The 16165-nt window shown below is 34.8% G+C and carries 19 protein-coding genes; 14 read left to right on the top strand and 5 right to left on the bottom strand.

What is annotated here, in order from left to right:
• Positions 1-5: 5 nt before the first annotated feature.
• Positions 6-1208 carry an aromatic ring-hydroxylating dioxygenase subunit alpha gene (locus tag N4A35_17515; protein MCT4583213.1) on the bottom strand — a complete coding sequence of 401 codons (1203 nt, stop codon included), beginning with the start codon at positions 1206-1208 and terminating at the stop codon, positions 6-8.
• Between the two features lie 126 nt (positions 1209-1334).
• On the opposite strand from N4A35_17515, the gene N4A35_17510 reads away from it, so the two are divergent.
• The 8 genes from N4A35_17510 to N4A35_17475 all read left to right on the top strand — a co-directional run bounded on the left by N4A35_17510 (position 1335) and on the right by N4A35_17475 (position 5707).
• Positions 1335-1646: a hypothetical protein gene (locus N4A35_17510; protein MCT4583212.1), complete on the top strand. Its 312-nt coding sequence runs from the start codon at positions 1335-1337 to the stop codon at positions 1644-1646.
• 84 nt (positions 1647-1730) lie between these two features.
• Positions 1731-1973, top strand: a complete 243-nt coding sequence (locus N4A35_17505) for a hypothetical protein (GenBank protein MCT4583211.1) — start codon at positions 1731-1733, stop codon at positions 1971-1973.
• Between the two features lie 68 nt (positions 1974-2041).
• On the top strand, positions 2042-2428 hold the full coding sequence (locus tag N4A35_17500) for a hypothetical protein (GenBank protein MCT4583210.1): 387 nt from the start codon (positions 2042-2044) through the stop codon (positions 2426-2428).
• A gap of 7 nt (positions 2429-2435) precedes the next feature.
• Complete coding sequence (locus N4A35_17495; protein ID MCT4583209.1) at positions 2436-3566, top strand: hypothetical protein; 1131 nt, start codon at positions 2436-2438, stop codon at positions 3564-3566.
• A 5-nt stretch (positions 3567-3571) separates the two neighbouring features.
• A complete protein-coding gene (locus N4A35_17490) occupies positions 3572-3916 on the top strand; it encodes a hypothetical protein (GenBank protein ID MCT4583208.1) in 345 nt (114 codons plus the stop codon).
• 16 nt (positions 3917-3932) lie between these two features.
• Positions 3933-4478, top strand: coding sequence for a YceI family protein (locus tag N4A35_17485; protein MCT4583207.1), 546 nt, complete (start codon positions 3933-3935; stop codon positions 4476-4478).
• Entirely contained in the window at positions 4459-4845 is a 387-nt protein-coding gene (locus N4A35_17480) for a hypothetical protein (GenBank protein ID MCT4583206.1), read from the top strand. Before N4A35_17485 ends, N4A35_17480 begins: the two co-directional genes overlap by 20 nt.
• A gap of 7 nt (positions 4846-4852) precedes the next feature.
• Positions 4853-5707 carry a DUF5777 family beta-barrel protein gene (locus N4A35_17475; GenBank protein ID MCT4583205.1) on the top strand — a complete coding sequence of 285 codons (855 nt, stop codon included), beginning with the start codon at positions 4853-4855 and terminating at the stop codon, positions 5705-5707.
• Between the two features lie 60 nt (positions 5708-5767).
• On the opposite strand, the gene N4A35_17470 is transcribed toward N4A35_17475, so the two are convergent.
• Positions 5768-6334 carry a Crp/Fnr family transcriptional regulator gene (locus tag N4A35_17470; GenBank protein ID MCT4583204.1) on the bottom strand — a complete coding sequence of 189 codons (567 nt, stop codon included), beginning with the start codon at positions 6332-6334 and terminating at the stop codon, positions 5768-5770.
• A 102-nt stretch (positions 6335-6436) separates the two neighbouring features.
• Between N4A35_17470 and N4A35_17465 the strand changes: the two genes are divergently transcribed.
• Genes N4A35_17465 through N4A35_17450 form a run of 4 tightly spaced genes read left to right on the top strand, consistent with a single transcriptional unit; the run spans position 6437 to position 8838 of the window.
• Complete coding sequence (locus tag N4A35_17465; GenBank protein ID MCT4583203.1) at positions 6437-7693, top strand: U32 family peptidase; 1257 nt, start codon at positions 6437-6439, stop codon at positions 7691-7693.
• A 9-nt stretch (positions 7694-7702) separates the two neighbouring features.
• The gene (locus tag N4A35_17460; protein ID MCT4583202.1) at positions 7703-7930 is read left to right on the top strand and encodes a ferredoxin; all 228 of its coding nucleotides are present in this window, start codon (positions 7703-7705) and stop codon (positions 7928-7930) included.
• An 11-nt stretch (positions 7931-7941) separates the two neighbouring features.
• On the top strand, positions 7942-8301 hold the full coding sequence (locus N4A35_17455) for a hypothetical protein (protein MCT4583201.1): 360 nt from the start codon (positions 7942-7944) through the stop codon (positions 8299-8301).
• Between the two features lie 54 nt (positions 8302-8355).
• Entirely contained in the window at positions 8356-8838 is a 483-nt protein-coding gene (locus N4A35_17450; protein ID MCT4583200.1) for a DUF962 domain-containing protein, read from the top strand.
• On the opposite strand, the gene N4A35_17445 is transcribed toward N4A35_17450, so the two are convergent.
• The 3 genes from N4A35_17445 to N4A35_17435 form a co-directional block, all read right to left on the bottom strand.
• A complete protein-coding gene (locus N4A35_17445) occupies positions 8835-9467 on the bottom strand; it encodes a hypothetical protein (GenBank protein ID MCT4583199.1) in 633 nt (210 codons plus the stop codon). The genes N4A35_17450 and N4A35_17445 overlap by 4 nt on opposite strands.
• Before the next feature lie 72 nt (positions 9468-9539).
• Positions 9540-9986: a hypothetical protein gene (locus N4A35_17440; protein ID MCT4583198.1), complete on the bottom strand. Its 447-nt coding sequence runs from the start codon at positions 9984-9986 to the stop codon at positions 9540-9542.
• Between the two features lie 34 nt (positions 9987-10020).
• Complete coding sequence (locus N4A35_17435) at positions 10021-10893, bottom strand: hypothetical protein (GenBank protein ID MCT4583197.1); 873 nt, start codon at positions 10891-10893, stop codon at positions 10021-10023.
• A gap of 266 nt (positions 10894-11159) precedes the next feature.
• Between N4A35_17435 and N4A35_17430 the strand changes: the two genes are divergently transcribed.
• Both N4A35_17430 and N4A35_17425 read left to right on the top strand, forming a co-directional pair.
• The gene (locus N4A35_17430) at positions 11160-13562 is read left to right on the top strand and encodes a TonB-dependent receptor (GenBank protein MCT4583196.1); all 2403 of its coding nucleotides are present in this window, start codon (positions 11160-11162) and stop codon (positions 13560-13562) included.
• 121 nt (positions 13563-13683) lie between these two features.
• Positions 13684-16002: a T9SS type A sorting domain-containing protein gene (locus tag N4A35_17425; protein MCT4583195.1), complete on the top strand. Its 2319-nt coding sequence runs from the start codon at positions 13684-13686 to the stop codon at positions 16000-16002.
• The last annotated feature ends 163 nt before the right edge of the window (positions 16003-16165 follow it).

Raw genomic sequence — 16165 nt, 5'->3', positions numbered from 1 at the left:
TCAATTTATTTAGATGAGTTTACAGCATTTTCAATCCATTCTTTGATGACTGATTGAAATTTCACAATAGCAGATTCTCCTCTTTGGGCAGTAGCTCCAATGCTAAAATAAGGAGATTTTAATGATTTCTGTTGTTGCTCGCAGGCAAATATGTCTTCTTTCATAAAATCTCCAGAAGTCATAGGGTCATCAGTATAGGAGGACTCTTGGTATTTTGCTCCTGTTCCGTATTTATTCCAAAAGGGATGACGACTTGATTTGATATATTGAGCAACACTTTCTTGTTCGGAGACATTCATTACTTTGGTGCGAATAACGACTTTGGTTTGGTCAGGAGCTATTGGCGTAACGTGAAAAGTACTCCATGATCCTTCCGATTCTGCAATGCCAATGTTTGGGAAAAACCAAGGAACATAAGCACCGATTTGTTCGCGTGGGACAGAATCGATTAAGACATAAGGAGAACTGTTTTCAATATCTTTCTCGTATTTCTTAATAAGTGGTTCATAAAACCAATAATGTGGGCCAACCCACCCAAATTCAGCTTTTTTGTGGTCATACATGTTAAGGGTGTTTTGATGTAGATGGGCAAGGTGATAATGGTCGATATAATTTTCAACCACGATTTTCCAATTGGCTTGAATTACCTTAGTATAAAAAGGTTGGTCTTCGTGTTCGGAGTATTCTACCAATTCTTCTACTTGATGTGGTCCTAATAAAGGTAAAAGACCTTTAAAATAATCCGAAATTGGAGCTGCATTTTTATCTGGATGAACAAATAGCATTCCTTTAAAAATACCAACAGCAGCTTCTATTAAGTTGAGGTCGCATGCATGATTGGCTTTGTCTAAGTGAGGGAATTCTTCTGCTTTGTTGGGGATGTTGATGAGTTCTCCATCAGTGTTGTAAACCCAGTCATGATAAGGACAGGTGATGACTTTTTCTGCTTTTCCAACTATTCTTAATAGCTGAGTTCCTCTGTGCCTGCAAAGGTTATGAAAAGCCTTAAGTTCGCCTTGTTTATTCTTTGTAATGAATAAATTGTTGAGTCCAGCTTGGACAGTAATAAAATCCCCTGTGTCTTTTAGTTCTTCAACAAATCCAGCAAATTGCCAGGTTTTACTAAAAATGTGTTCCATTTCTAAAGCTAACCACTCTTGAGAAGTATATGCTTCGATTGGAAGCGTATGCATTAGTTTAGGTTCCATAGTCGTATTGTTTTGTAGTTGTAAAATTAGAGGAGCTGTGCTACAGTTTTTTTGACCTATGTCAAAAAATAAGCAGGCAAAAAGGAAGAGCTTTGTTTCATCAAATAATTAATACCATTAAACATAATGAAAAAGACAACTTATTTTATAGTTATTATCTTATTACTTGGGGTGTCGTTAACGGCTTATGGTCAGTCTGTTAATACAGCAGCTTTACCAAAATATGTGGTAATAGGAGCAGAGGATACAAAACTATTGGGAGGCATAGGGATTTATATTGCAAAGAAAAAATCCGAGTCAAAAAATGAGATGAGAAATTTGGAGTACTACCTACATACAACTCAAAAAGTAAGAACAGTGACAGATCTACTGAATGAAATGGATCAGCTTGGATTTGAATATGTGAACACATTTGTAGGAGGAACAAAGTCTATCTGAACCAATGGGAGTTATACCTATGGGGATGCTGAAAAGACACGTTATAATTTGGTGTTCAAAAAAAGACAATAAAGGTAGGGTGTTATGGCAGGAACAAAGAAAGAAATAGTGCTGTTTGTGATAATTATGTTGCTTTTTATTGCAGGTATGATTGTTATGATCGCCAATCACATCACGAGTTGGTGGGCTTGGACGTTGTATGTTGTTGTATGGACTGTGGCTGAGGTGAAAGTGGCCAAAAATATTCACCTGAAATGGTGGGTTTGGGGGATAATTATTATAGGACTATCTGTATTAGACTATTTTATCCTTCAGTTTTTTAAATAAGTAGAACATTCGTTTTTGACATAGGTCAAAAAAAAAGGAAAAAGGATACTATAGTTTTGTTGTAGAAAATGAATGATATAAAGAACATATTTTTTGGCTTGTTAGTTTTTATAGGAACAGGTTGTAAGCATGAATCTATTACAGGAGAATGGCTGGTGAAAGATCATTATCATAAAGCAACTTATGCTATTTCGAATGATACTCAGAAAGGATTAGTATTAAATGTTCTTCATTATAAAGATGGTACTATGACGTATAAAAAGGGAGAAGTTTCCCCTTTCTTTTCTGAGGTCAAATTGTACAAGCAAAAAGGTAAGTATGTAGACTGTTCTTCTGGAGCAACAGCTTTAAAGGATGAACCAAATATCGTCATAACAGTAGTGAATAAAGATTCCTTAAAAGTTGAGAAACGAATGAGTAGTCAAATAATAACAGAATATTGGAAAAAGAAATAAGATGAAAATGAATAAACTAATAACCATTTTTTGTAGTGCGGCTTTATTGGGAGTAGCTTGTGATAAAGAAATTCGAAATATAGCTCCACAACCAGCTACGCCTATTCAACAAGAATTTAGTCGCGAAGTAAATCCTGTAAATATTAATGATGAAGGATTTGAATTGTTAGAAAACCTTCAAGGACATTGGGTTGGTGAAAACCTTATCATGGCCGATAATTATGAGTGGTTTTCTTTTGATTATCGACCTATTTCAGAATCGCACATTCACGGACTATTTGAAGGAGGAACAATGGGGAATTTATTAACCTCATTTTTTGTGACAGACTTTAAAAATACACGAACCATTATGGCGAGAAATGGAGGCTTATTAAATGGAATTTATCGATGCAGTTATTTTGTTTTGGATAGTGTTAATACAACGAATACAGAAAGTTTCTATCGTTTAGTAGATGCGGTTGGTGGACAAAGAGCAATGTGGATGGAATTGAAGTTTACCCAAGACAGTTTGTACTTTAATGCATACACTAGTCGCTTAGGATTATTAGAACCAACAAGACACATGACATTTAAAGCAGTCAATGAGGATATCTCAATGGCACAAGCTGCAGCTACGACTGTTCAATTTCCTCAAAATATACCAGCTTGGGATTTTTCTAATGGTTTTGTACAACAGAATTTGTATGTAAACAGTGGTGTTGATACAGCTTCTTCAGCTACGTTTTTATCTCAAGGAGCAGGTGATGTTTTTTCTCTGTCTGTTCAATCTGGAGATCCTTTTACCATAGCAGACCACCCTTACATAGGTATGTTACAAGTTGATGTAACTCGAAATCCATTAATTCAAAATGAAAACCTATTGATTTATTTATCAAGAGACCCATTAACCGATAATTCAGGATATTTCGATGTAAATAATTTTAATTCGATTCTATTGTTCCCAGAAATTGTAGGAACTCAAGATCAATTTACATTTACCTATTTACATCCAGGGAATTATTATATCAATGTTATTGCAGATAAAGATGGTGATGGAGGCCCATCTCAAGGAGATGTAACTCATGTAGCGCAGCCTATTACGATTACAGCTAATGGAGTTCAGCAAATAACAATTAACAACGTTACCATTCAAAATTAAATCGTATGAAAAAGATAATTTCAATCAGTCTATTAGGTGTGTTTTTTCTATCGAATTGTACTAAGGCGATTATAGAGGAAGCACCAACAAATGACATTACAAAAACGGTAACCTATAGCACAGATATAGCTCCTATAATGACCAATTACTGTATTACATGTCATGGAGGAGGAGCTCCTTCAGCAGGAATTGATTTAGGGAGCTATCAAAATGTAAAATTCCAAACCGAGCAAGGGGTGTTGAACCAAAGAATGAATGATGTGGCTAATCCAATGCCTCCAGCAGGAATACTGAGTGCCAATGATAGAGCACTAATGGAAAAATGGATTGCAGATGGCTATTTACAATAACTAAAACTAGAAAGAAATGAGAAAACTAATAATTATAGGTATAGGACTTTTATATGCAGGAATCATTTCTGCGCAGAAGTATTATACCAAAACAGGAGAAACAACCTTTTCTGGTTCTAAAGAATCATTTGAACCCGTTGAGGCAATTAATAAAAGTACAACAGCAATTTTGAATGTTGAAACAGGAGACGTCGCAGCATTAGTGTTTATTCGAGCATTTAAATTCGAAATCGCATTGATGGAAGAGCATTTTAACGAAAACTATATGGATACTGACCTTTATCCTAAAGCAAAATTCAAAGGAAAAATTAGCGGTTTTAACTTAAGTGCGTTAACTGCAAAAGAAAAGGAATATCCACTACATGGAACTATAACGATAAAAGGTGTCGAACAACCCATTAAAACATTGGTAAAACTCAAAAAGGTTAAGGGAGAGATTATAGCTCGATCTACCTTTAAGGTTAAACCAGAAGATTTTAAAATAGAAATTCCTTCCATTGTAGGGAATAAAATAGCAGATGAAATAATAATAAAATTGAACTATGTCCTTAACAAAAAATGAAATCATCTTAGTGGTTTTAGGAGCCGCAGTACTCATCACAATAGGAGTATATCAATACCTGTATCAAAGTCATGATGGTGTCGAAGATCTTGAGTTGAGTTATACAGGAGATACCAATGGTTTGTTGGATTCTTTAAATCAAGGTAATAATGCTGTTTTATGGACCAATAAAGCAGTGCAATTAGCAGATGAAATTACAGGGATAGATAGTACTACCATCCAATTAAATCATACCACGTTTTGTCAGTTAAACGAAGTGCCGAGTAATTATAAGGTACATGATAAGGTTGTTTTAATTGGGCGATTTATTGGGTATGATGAGTTAATGGAAGAAGTGAAGTTAGATCAATGTGAAATTGTAAAATAAACAGGTAATGAAATCAATAATAGGAATATTAATAAGTTTAATTGTGGTTCAAGGATATAGCCAAGATGACGATTTACTGAATTCGTTAGAAGCGGAAATAATGGAAGAGCCAGAATATATAATCCCAGCTTTTAAGGCAATGAAGATCGGGAACCTTCAATCGACTAAAGTGGCTAAAAAGAAAGACCTTTATATGTATGTCTCCCATCGTTTTGGAACATTGCAAGATGGGGTTTCAACCTTTTTTGGGTTAGATAATGCCAATACTAAAATCCAAATGATTTATGGTTTGTCTAACCATATTCAACTGGGGCTAAGTAGGGAGTCTTTACGTAGAACTTATGCCGGATCTTTAAAGTTAAAACACCTTGAACAAGGAAGTGATGGAGGAGTAAATATCTCAAGTTATTTTACGGTAAATATTAACACTTTGTTGAGCAAACAGCAATACCCTTTAATGAAGCATTGGGACCGTTATAGTTATACCAGTCAATTGTTGGTTTCTAAACGTTTTACCAAAAAATTATCGTTAGAGATAGCTCCTTCTTACGTCAGACAAAATTTAGTTTTAGAACCTTTTCAAAGCCATGAACAAATTGTTGTAGGATTGGGTGGACGTTACAAAATTAGTAACCGAGTATCTCTAAATATGGATTATGCGATAAACCTGAGTAGAGCAGAAGAATCGGTTTATAACGACCCGTTTACCATAGGAGTAGATTTGGAAACAGGAGGACATGTTTTTCAACTGTTGTTTTCGAATGCGCAATCTTCCAATGAACCAGGTTTTCTTTCTAATGCAGAAGGCAGTTGGACTGAGGGAGATGTCTTTTTTGGTTTTAATATTGTACGTACTTTTTAATATTATTTATACGCAAAGTGGTTGAGCTTTGAGTGAAGGTGTTTATTGGTAAGGTGTTGTTTAGTTACGACGTATTCTGCTCAATGTCTCTTGAGATATTCCCAGCATAGAAGCGATATATCCTAGATTACTTGTTAGGATAATCTCAGGAAATACGTTGAGTAGCAATGCATATTTTTCTTTAGCTGTAAGGAAATAATACCCCTTGTAAAAATCATGAATTGAAGAAAGATGGTGTGCATATAGCAGCCTCAAAAAAGTATTGATTTCATGAAATTCATTGCAGAGTAGCTCCCAGTTGTTATAACTTATTCCAATTGCAGAGACAGGAGCTATAGCTTGAACCGATTCTTTAGATGGTTCTTGTGCTAAATAACTGTGCCATGAAGTAAAGAAAGAGCCTTGAGGATAAATCCATTGTGTAACATCTTTACCGTCTAAATAATAGAATGTTCTGACGGTCCCCATTGTGTTGAAATATAAAAACTTAGCCGTTCTACCCTCAGAAAGGATAAGCTCATTTTTTTTGAAAGTTTTAATAAAAGCAACATCTTCCAACTTTGATTTTACTGCATCAGAAAGAGAGGTGTAGTTTTCTATAAAAGAAATGAGGTTTTGAATATCCATTGTTTTATTCGGCAGTGATTTTAAATCAAAGATATTAATTTTAGATAAATTCAGATTTTTAACACAGCGAAAAAGAAAATAATTCATTTTCTTTGCAGAATTATGAGTAAAGTAGAGAAATTAGAGCTAATGGCCCCTGCTGGAGGGTTCGATTCATTACAAGCAGCTTTAGACAATGGAGCTGATTCGGTATATTTTGGTGTCGACCAATTAAATATGCGTGCGAGAGCGACCATGAATTTTACATTAGGTGATTTGGAAGAAATTGCAGAGCGCTGTAACGAAAGAGGAGTTCGTTCTTACTTAACACTCAATGCTATTATCTATAACCACGATTTATCGTTGATTAAAACAGTCGTTAATCGTGTGAAAGAAGCAGGGATTACAGCGATTATTGCTTCTGATCAAGCTGTTATCGGATATGCTAAGTCGCAAGGTGTAGATGTGCATATTTCAACACAGTTGAATGTTACTAATATTGAAACCGTTAAGTTTTATGCATTGTTTGCCAATGTTATGGTACTTTCTCGTGAGTTGAGTTTACGTCAAGTCAAAGAAATTTGTGATGCTGTAAAAAAAGAAGATGTTAGAGGTCCAAATGGCGAATTGGTTAAAATAGAAGTGTTTGGACATGGAGCACTTTGTATGGCTGTATCTGGGAAATGCTATTTAAGTTTACATACATCCAACTCGTCTGCTAACAGAGGAGCTTGTGTACAGAATTGCCGAAGAAAATATAAAGTAGTAGACCTAGAGGATGGACATGAATTGGAGTTAGACAATGAGTACATTATGTCTCCAAAAGATTTGTGTACAATTGATTTCCTAGACCAATTAATTGATACAGGAATTTCTGTGTTAAAAATAGAAGGAAGAGGTAGAGCACCAGAATATGTGGCAACAACAATTAAAGCCTATCGTGAAGCCATTGATGCCTATTATGAGGGGACTTATACGCCTGAAAAAGTAAAAGAATGGTTTTCACGACTAGAAACAGTTTATAATAGAGGTTTTTGGGGAGGTTATTTCTTAGGACAAGAGTTGGGAGAATGGACCGATGCAAGTGGGTCAAAAGCAACGGTAAAAAAAGTGTTTTTAGGAAAAGGACTACACTACTATGGTAAACCTCAAATAGGAGAGTTTAAAATAGAGGCTCAATTCTTAAGCAAAGGAGATAAGATCTTAATTACCGGACCAACTACTGGAGTTATAGAAACAACAGTAGAGGAAATGCGTGTAAATAACGAGGTTGTTGATGTTGCTAAAAGAGGAGAAGAAGTGACTTTCTTTGTAGATAAGGTGATTCGTTCATCAGATAAATTATATAAAGTCGTTGCTGCTGAAGAAGTGAATGATTAAGCATAACTTATGGTTGTAATATCACATCAGAGAGAAAAATGTATAGGGTGCAACTACTGTGTTGAGTTGGCTTATAACCATTGGAGAATGTCTAAAAAAGATGGTAAGGCAACACTATTAGGAGGAGTCAATAAAAAAGGCTTTTATACAGCAAGAGTCGATAATTCTGAGTTTGATGAGAATAAAAGAGCCGCTGAAGCTTGTCCTGTTAATATTATCCAAGTTAAGATGATATAACCTTGTTTTGAATGGCAAAACTATCTAAATCAGTTATCGTTTCTTTAATAATCTCTGGGGGACTTTTGGTTCTTAATTTCATCGGGATGGGAATTGTAGGAGCTATTTTTGCGATGGTTGTCAATCCGATTACCAATTTGTATTTACCTCATTTCAATGATATGCATGGAGATTGGACATGGCCAACAATGATCATGGCAGGTTTTTTCTCAGCTTTGTTGTTTATTCCAGTTGGGGTGTTGAATAACTACCTAATAAAAAAAGGAGTCCATAAGTTTTTAAGAATGGTGATTTATAGTTTGGCAATCTATATTCCTAACCTTTTGTTATGGAGTGTCATCTTGTGGACACATCTCGACAGTGTGTCATAAATCATGATTTGAAAAGCTAAAATCTATTTTGTACTTTAACTCAAAATTAAAGGTATGAAACCAATACAAACATGGCTAGATGAATATGGTGTAAGCCATCAAAATTCAACCAATAAGTTGATTCATTGGATTTGTGTTCCAGCAATATTTTTTTCAATTTATGTGCTGGTAGCTTCAGTTCCAAATACATTATTACTCAATGTTTTTCCTGATGTATTGTCAGCTTTTGCCAATTGGGGGAATGTTGTCTTAGTATTGGTATTGCTGTTTTATTTTCGATTATCAATTCCAATTGGAATAGGGATGCTGATTTTTAGCGTGCTATGTGCATTGGGGTATAATTTATTACTTTTAATTACAGGTGCCTCGCCTTGGTTAATCGCTGTTGTAATTTTTGTTGTTGCTTGGATTTTTCAATTTATAGGACATCATATTGAGGGTAAAAAACCATCTTTTTTAGAAGATTTACAGTTCCTGTTGATAGGTCCATCTTGGTTGTTAAGTTTTATATATAAAAAGATTGGAATTAAATATTAATAGAAACTCCACCCAATAAAAAACTGATAAGAAACTCCACTTTGTCTAAGTTTGTCAAGCGTATAACTTTTGTTTTTACTGAACCAAGTGTTTTTCCAGTTGGGGTTTGAAATATCATACCCATAACCAAAAGAACCTCCTATTACCAATCGCTTAAGTTTGAATTTAGGTTGTAATTCTATTTTGGGAGCAAAATAACCATTCTTTTTACGTAATAAAGGGTTGTTGTATAAGCGGAGCCTTCCGAATTCAAAGCCTAGGAGGATAGCTAAGTCAATGTTGTAGTTTTTATTAAAAACGTTATAACCAGACATGTAATTAAATGAATATCCAGTTAATTGAGTAGTTAAACTATCATTGATTAGTATTTTTCTTGGTATATTATGAGAATAATAAACAGTTGAGTAAAAACAATCTTCTGAGTTTGTACTAGCTCCACCACAAGAAAGACCTGAAAAACTTATGCTAATTGACTGGTTTTTGAAAATCGAATTAGTTAGTTTATAAGTAGTTCCAGTATTTAATGAAGATATAGTTCTATTATTGATATGAGTTGTATCACTATCCTGCCCCAAACCAAAGTTTGAGCATAAGATTTGAATAAATATAAAAGAGAGTAGTTTTTTCATTTGTTCTTTTTGAGTTGTTGTATAAAAGTAGAACAAATAGAGCTCTTAAAAGTTACAGCAAGGCAAAGAACATTAAAACAACAAATCCATTCTCCTTACAAATCCACCTAAATGGGCTGTGTAAAATAATGTTGAGGTATTCATTAGTAATAGCGCAATCAAAGCGAAAAAGATTTTTTTATCTGGTTTTTCTTCTTGTAAAATACTTGCCCATCCCATAATTCCTATAAGTGCGACAACCACTTGAATAACAAAGGCAACTCTACCCCAAAGAGCATGATCCTCCACATGTTCCTGTGGGTAGGGGTCTAAGGCGAGTTTTGTCCAGTCAGCAGCTGTTGGTCCAGTAAAGTATGCAATAGCAGCAATAACTCCAGAAAGAATCAAAAAGCTATACGTGTTTTTCCATTGTGGACTATCTAATGGTTCTTTTCGTTGAGTAAAAACGCGATAAAGCAACCAAGGTGCTCCAATAACAATAAAATGAACAATCATTACATGAATCCAGTTTGCTAGCATCTACGTTGTTTTTGATGGTAAAGAAATTGCAGGGTTAGTGTTCTGCTCCTGTTTTAATTGCTTCTTTAGGATCTATACCTTTATCTACAGCATCATAGTCTAATGTAGAACCTCCCATACTATGAGGAATTAGATAAACCATTGTCATCACTACAGATGCCATTAGAACTGTTGCTCTACTTACTCCTTCTTTCTTTTTAGGTTTAAACCCAATAATTGCTAATGCTAACGCCCAAGCAATCCACATAATTAGCATTTTGTTGTCTGTAAAATCACTTCCGTTTGGAAATCCAGTCCAATATTCTCCAAAAGCATATTTTTGTACTATAGGCCCCAACATCATTCCTCCAACAGTCATTGCTGTAAAGGCAACAATTGTCCATCTACGCATTGTCCCGTCGTTAAATGCAGCACCTAGACCAGCACGAATACCGAAAATAATTACGATAATCATCATCGTAACATGGGGAATTAAAATGTAATCAGGAACAGGGTCTTTATATCTCAAAACGATATTATCCTCTCCTTTTTCAGGAATAGAAAATTCTTTCCCATCAATAGAACCAGTAATCGAATATTCAATTTTTCCAGCAGCTGGTTGAACCGGCAATTGTGCAATAAAAAGCTTATTCTCGTCTAATTGAAAGTCTAAGTCGGTAATGTCGTCTTGAGTTTGATAACGCTTATAGTGTAATGTAGCGGTGTAGTTAATTCCTTCAAAATAAGGCAATTCAATTTTTGCACCTTCAGTAGTTTCCTGTGAGCGAAGCAATTTATATTTACGTGAGTCTTCTTGATGTTCTAAATAACCTTTGTATTCATAAGTTGGCCCTGTGCTTCTTTGATAAATCATTGCAGCTAAAGCCAAAAATATTGCTAAGACCCATGTTAATATTTTCTTCACCATTGTATTATTTTTAAGTTGCAAATGTACAATCTAAAGCGAGATATTGAAAGGAATTGAATCAAAATCAAAGACTTTCTTACAAAAAATTGACACAGCAAGAGTTCTCAGCGAAAAATGAACGAAAACAATGATTTTTCGCAGGTTTTAGAGTGGTTTTTAAGTGGGTTTTTACCATGCAATTCGTCCCAAAACTTGCAGAACAGCACTAAAATTTGGATAGCAAAGGATTTAGTACTTGTTTTGTTTCAAATTTTAAAATCATGATCATGAAAGGTGCTTTTTTTATTTTGAGTTGGTTTGTTTTAGGCTTGGGGTATGCTCAAGAGCAAAACATTAGAGGGGTTGTGTTAGATAAAGATTCAAAATCTCCATTAATAGGAGCGAATGTTATCGTTATAGATGTCGACCCAATTATTGGGGCAGCGACTGATTTTGATGGACGTTATACAATAGAGAAAGTCCCTTTGGGGAGACATACACTTCAAATCTCTTATATTGGTTACGAAACTAAAACTCTCCCCAATATCGAGGTGACAGCAGGAAAAGAAGTGATTTTAAATGTTGAATTACAAGAGTCCATCTTAATCGATGAGGTCGTGGTAGAAGCCCAACAAGATAAAGATAAAACCGTTAATAGGATGGCTTCAGTAAGTGCTCGAACATTCTCTATTGATGAAACCATGCGTTATGCAGGAAGTTTGAATGATGTGGCGAGAATGGCACAAAATTTTGCAGGTGTTCAGGGGTCAGACGATAGTCGAAATGATATTGTAATTCGAGGGAATTCCCCGACGGGAGTCTTATATCGCTTGGAAGATGTCGATATTCCTAATCCCAATCATTTTGCCTTGAATGGAACAACAGGAGGTCCAGTAAGTATTTTAAATAATAATGTTTTAGACAATTCAGATTTTATGACCGGGGCTTTTCCAGCAGAATATGGAAACGCAATTGCTGGTGTATTTGATTTGAAATTGCGTTCTGGAAATAATCAACAGCATGAGTTTTTAGGACAACTTGGATTTAATGGCGTAGAAATGATGGCTGAGGGACCAATTAGTAAAAAACAATACTCTTCTTATATTGTTGACTTCAGATATTCTACACTAAAGCTATTTCAATTGATGGGGTTGAACTTTGGAACAGGAACAGCAGTTCCTGACTATTCAGATGGTTTTTTCAAATTAAGTTTCCCCAATAAAAAAGGAAAAACAGAATTCTGGGGACTTGGTGGAGCAAGTGCTATCGCTTTTTTAGACTCTGAACAAAAAGATGAGAACCTTTTTCAAGAAAGTGGAGAGGACCTGTTATTTACCTCAAAAATAGGAGTGACAGGCTTGTCAAACACCTATCGTTTCAACGAAAAATCATATTTAAAAACCACCTTTTCAATTGATGCTACCTATAATCAAATAGCTCGAAATTATTTGGATACGATAACGCAATTGTATAACCCGAATTATCGCAATACATCTACAGAAGGAAAGCAGTCTTTAAATTTGATCTTTAACCATAAACATTCTGCAAAACATTTGTTTAAAATAGGTTCGTATAATTATCGACGCTTTTTTAACCTTTCGGATAGTATCAATATTGAAAAGGATTCTGTTCTTCTAGCACCCAATACCTATCAGATTATCCCTGAACGTTGGGTAACCTTAACCGATTTTAAAGGAGCTACCTATTTTATTCAACCTTTTGTGCAGTGGCAATATCGAATGAATGAGAAATTGACTTTTAATACAGGGGTGCATACACAATTATTTACCTATAACAACCAGTTTTCTGTAGAGCCTAGAGTTGGTCTGAAATGGGAAATTAATTCGAAAAATACATTAAGTGCAGCTTATGGTTTACATAATCAATTACCTACAACACGATTGTATTTTAAAGAAATAGAAACAGATAATGGTGAGAAGGTCATTCCCAATAAAGATTTAGGGATGATTCAAAGTCAACACTTTGTATTGGGATATGATAGAAACTTAGGTAAAAACACCCGTTTTAAAGCAGAAACCTACTACCAGCTGTTGGCTAATGTTCCTGTTGATGTGAATACGAATAATTATTCGATCTTAAATTATGGAGCCAATTTTGATTTGTCGTTTCCAGATTCTTTAGTCAATACGGGAACAGGTTATAATTATGGGGTAGAGTTTACCTTAGAACGGTTCTTAAATAAAGGTTTTTATTATTTGGTAACCACTTCTTTATATGAGTCGAAATACAAGGGAAGTGATGGAGTAGAACGCAATACCGTTTTTAATGGAAACTATACTTTTAATGGTCTAATAGGAAAGGAGTTTTTCTTCCATTCAAAGAAAGAAGAAGGAGCTAATTCATCATTGCTCATAGATATCAAAAGTACCTTAAATGGAGGTCAACGATTTGTACCAATAGACTTGGAAGCGAGCCAACAAATTGGTCAAACTGTCTACGATTATGATCAAGCGTTTTCTGAGCGATATCCAGACTATTTCAGAATAGATTTTAAAATAGGGTTTAAGAAAAATGGCAAGAAAATTACTCAAGAATGGGCGGTGAATATTCAAAATTTGACAAACAGGAAAAATGTTTTTAGTGAAGGGTATTCTCATTCGAGTAAAAGTATTGTAACCAGATATCAAACAGGATTATTACCAATAGGACAATACAAAATTTGGTTTTGATCATCGAAAGATTTAGCTCTTAAGAACACTGAGCAATATTCTTTTAAACCTTGATAGCAATAAAAAATAGAAAGAATAGTTATTTAATTGATATTACCAAACGGATTTCTATTTTTGCTACATGAAAATTAAACTAGTTATAGTTGCTTTATTCTTAAGTTCTTTGATGATGGGGCAAGGGTTTCTACTTGGAGCTTGGCGAGATTACCTCCCTTATCGGAATGTGATTAACGTAGCGTATGTAAATCAAAAATATTATGCTGCAACTCCGTATGCTGTGTACTATCTAGATGAGACAGATAATAGTTTAGAACGCGTAACAAAAATTAATGCGCTTTCAGATTTTTCTATTAGCGTCATGGGGCTAAATAAGCAAGAAGAAACCTTAATTATAGGTTATGAATCTGGGAGTATTGATTTGATTAAAAATGGAGAAGTGATCAATATTTCGGGTATTGTAACTAGTAATATTATTGGCGATAAACAGATTTATAATATTTATTCTGACGGGAAGTTATCTTATTTAACTTGTGGTTTTGGTATTGTGGTTTTGGATGTCGAACGTCAAGAAGTAAAAGATACATACATTATAGGAGCTGGAGGAAGTCAAGTAAAAGTGAATGATTTAACAATCTTTTCAGATACCATATATGCTGCTACTGATGCTGGAGTGTATAAAGCCAGTATTCAGTCTCAATTTTTATCTGATCCTAATAATTGGTCTATAGAGCCAGGAATAGCCCAAGAACCATATAGCTTAATAACCAATTATGCTAATGGTTTATTATTGAATGCTAATTATACAGGGTACCTAACCGATACATTGTATTCTTTTAAGAATGGAAGTTTCCAACAAGTATCCTCGTTGACCAATAACGACTATTTTGGTTTTTCGACTAAGGATAATCACTTGTTGTTGTCAACTCAACGAGGTGTGATCGAGGTAGATGAAAACTTACAACAACAAGATTTGTTGTATACCTATGCAGAAACCAGTTTTATAAAGCCCAATAACTGTTTGTGGAATGATAATGTCTGTTGGGTAGCAGATCGAGATAATGGAATGGTTCGAGTAACGAATAATTATAATTTTGAACGTTATTTGCTTCAAGGACCTTTTGGGAATGATGTGTTTTATATGGTAACTAATGATGATGATTTGTGGGTTGCTTCGGGGAGAACAGAGGGGTCAGCTTGGAATAATACCTTCAATATGAACGGGGTGTACCATTATGATTCTGATGTTTGGACGATGTATAATGGTTTAACAGATGTAGAATTATCGGTGGCAGATTCTATTTTTGATTATGTACATATAGCCGTTGACCCGAAAGACGCTACACACATTATGGCAAGTTCTTTTAAGGGAGGAGTGGTTGAAATTAGAAATGGAGCGTTTGTAAAACGTCATACTTGGCATAACTCTTCACTACAAAGAAGATTAACCGATTTGACCAAAACATGTGCTTCAGGATCTGCATTCGATACAGAGGGCAATTTTTGGGTGGCCAATGCATTTGTAAACGAACCCCTTTCGTTATATACTCCAGAGGGAGAATGGAAATCTTTTGTTTGTTCAGCGGCTATGAAAGGTGGAATATGTACCGATTTGTACATCGATAAAACCAATGGTTACATCTGGATGGCTGCAAAAGGAGGAGGCGTAATGGTTTACGATTACAATCAAACTCCTTTAGATGAAACAGACGACCAATTTCAAAGCTTAACAACTTCTGAGGGAACTGGAGCGCTACCATCCGATATTGTTAATACCATCGTTGAAGATAAAAATGGAGCGATTTGGTTAGGAACAGAAAATGGACCTGTAGTGATTTATAACCCTAAAAATATTTTTGATGGAGGGAATTATGATGCACAGGAAATCTTGATAGAACAAGACGGTGTTCTCGAAGTTCTTTTGGGAACAGAAGACATTAATGAAATTGTAATAGATGGAGCGAATAGAAAGTGGTTTGCAACAGAAGGTGGTGGTTTATTTTTAATTGCTGAAGACGGAACAGAAATGATTCATTCGTTTACTACTGATAACAGTCCTATCTTTTCAAATACAATCAATGCTTTGGCTATTCATCCGAAAACAGGTGAGGTTTATGTCGGTACTGATAAAGGAATAATGGGGTATAAAGGTGAAGCAACTGAACCGAATGATCGTTTTAACAATGTCTACGCTTATCCTAACCCAGTTAGACCAGAATACGAAGGTAAAATTGCCATAAAAGGATTGACAAATAATTCTGATGTTAAAATTACCGATGCTAGTGGAAATTTGGTTGCTTCAACAACTTCTCTAGGCGGGCAAGCTGTATGGGATGGCAGAACACTTTCGGGTGAACGTGTAGCTACAGGAGTTTATTACGTTTTTATCGTAACAGAAGATGGTAGCGACAAAATAGCAACAAAAGTGTTGTTTGTGAATTGATTGTCTTAACCCACAATTTATTTTAAAAGGTATATGGAATATTGTTTTCTTTCTTGGAAGAAAACTTTTTGTTTTTAGGAATTCTATTGCTAAATCTCGTCTCCTTTTTTGCATAACTTTTAGTCGCAATAAGTCAAGACTATTAGTCTATTTAAATTAAAAA

This window comes from Flavobacteriales bacterium, from assembly GCA_025210295.1.
Lineage (GTDB): Bacteria > Bacteroidota > Bacteroidia > Flavobacteriales_D > Parvicellaceae > S010-51.
This window is presented reverse-complemented; position numbering and strand designations above follow the sequence as displayed.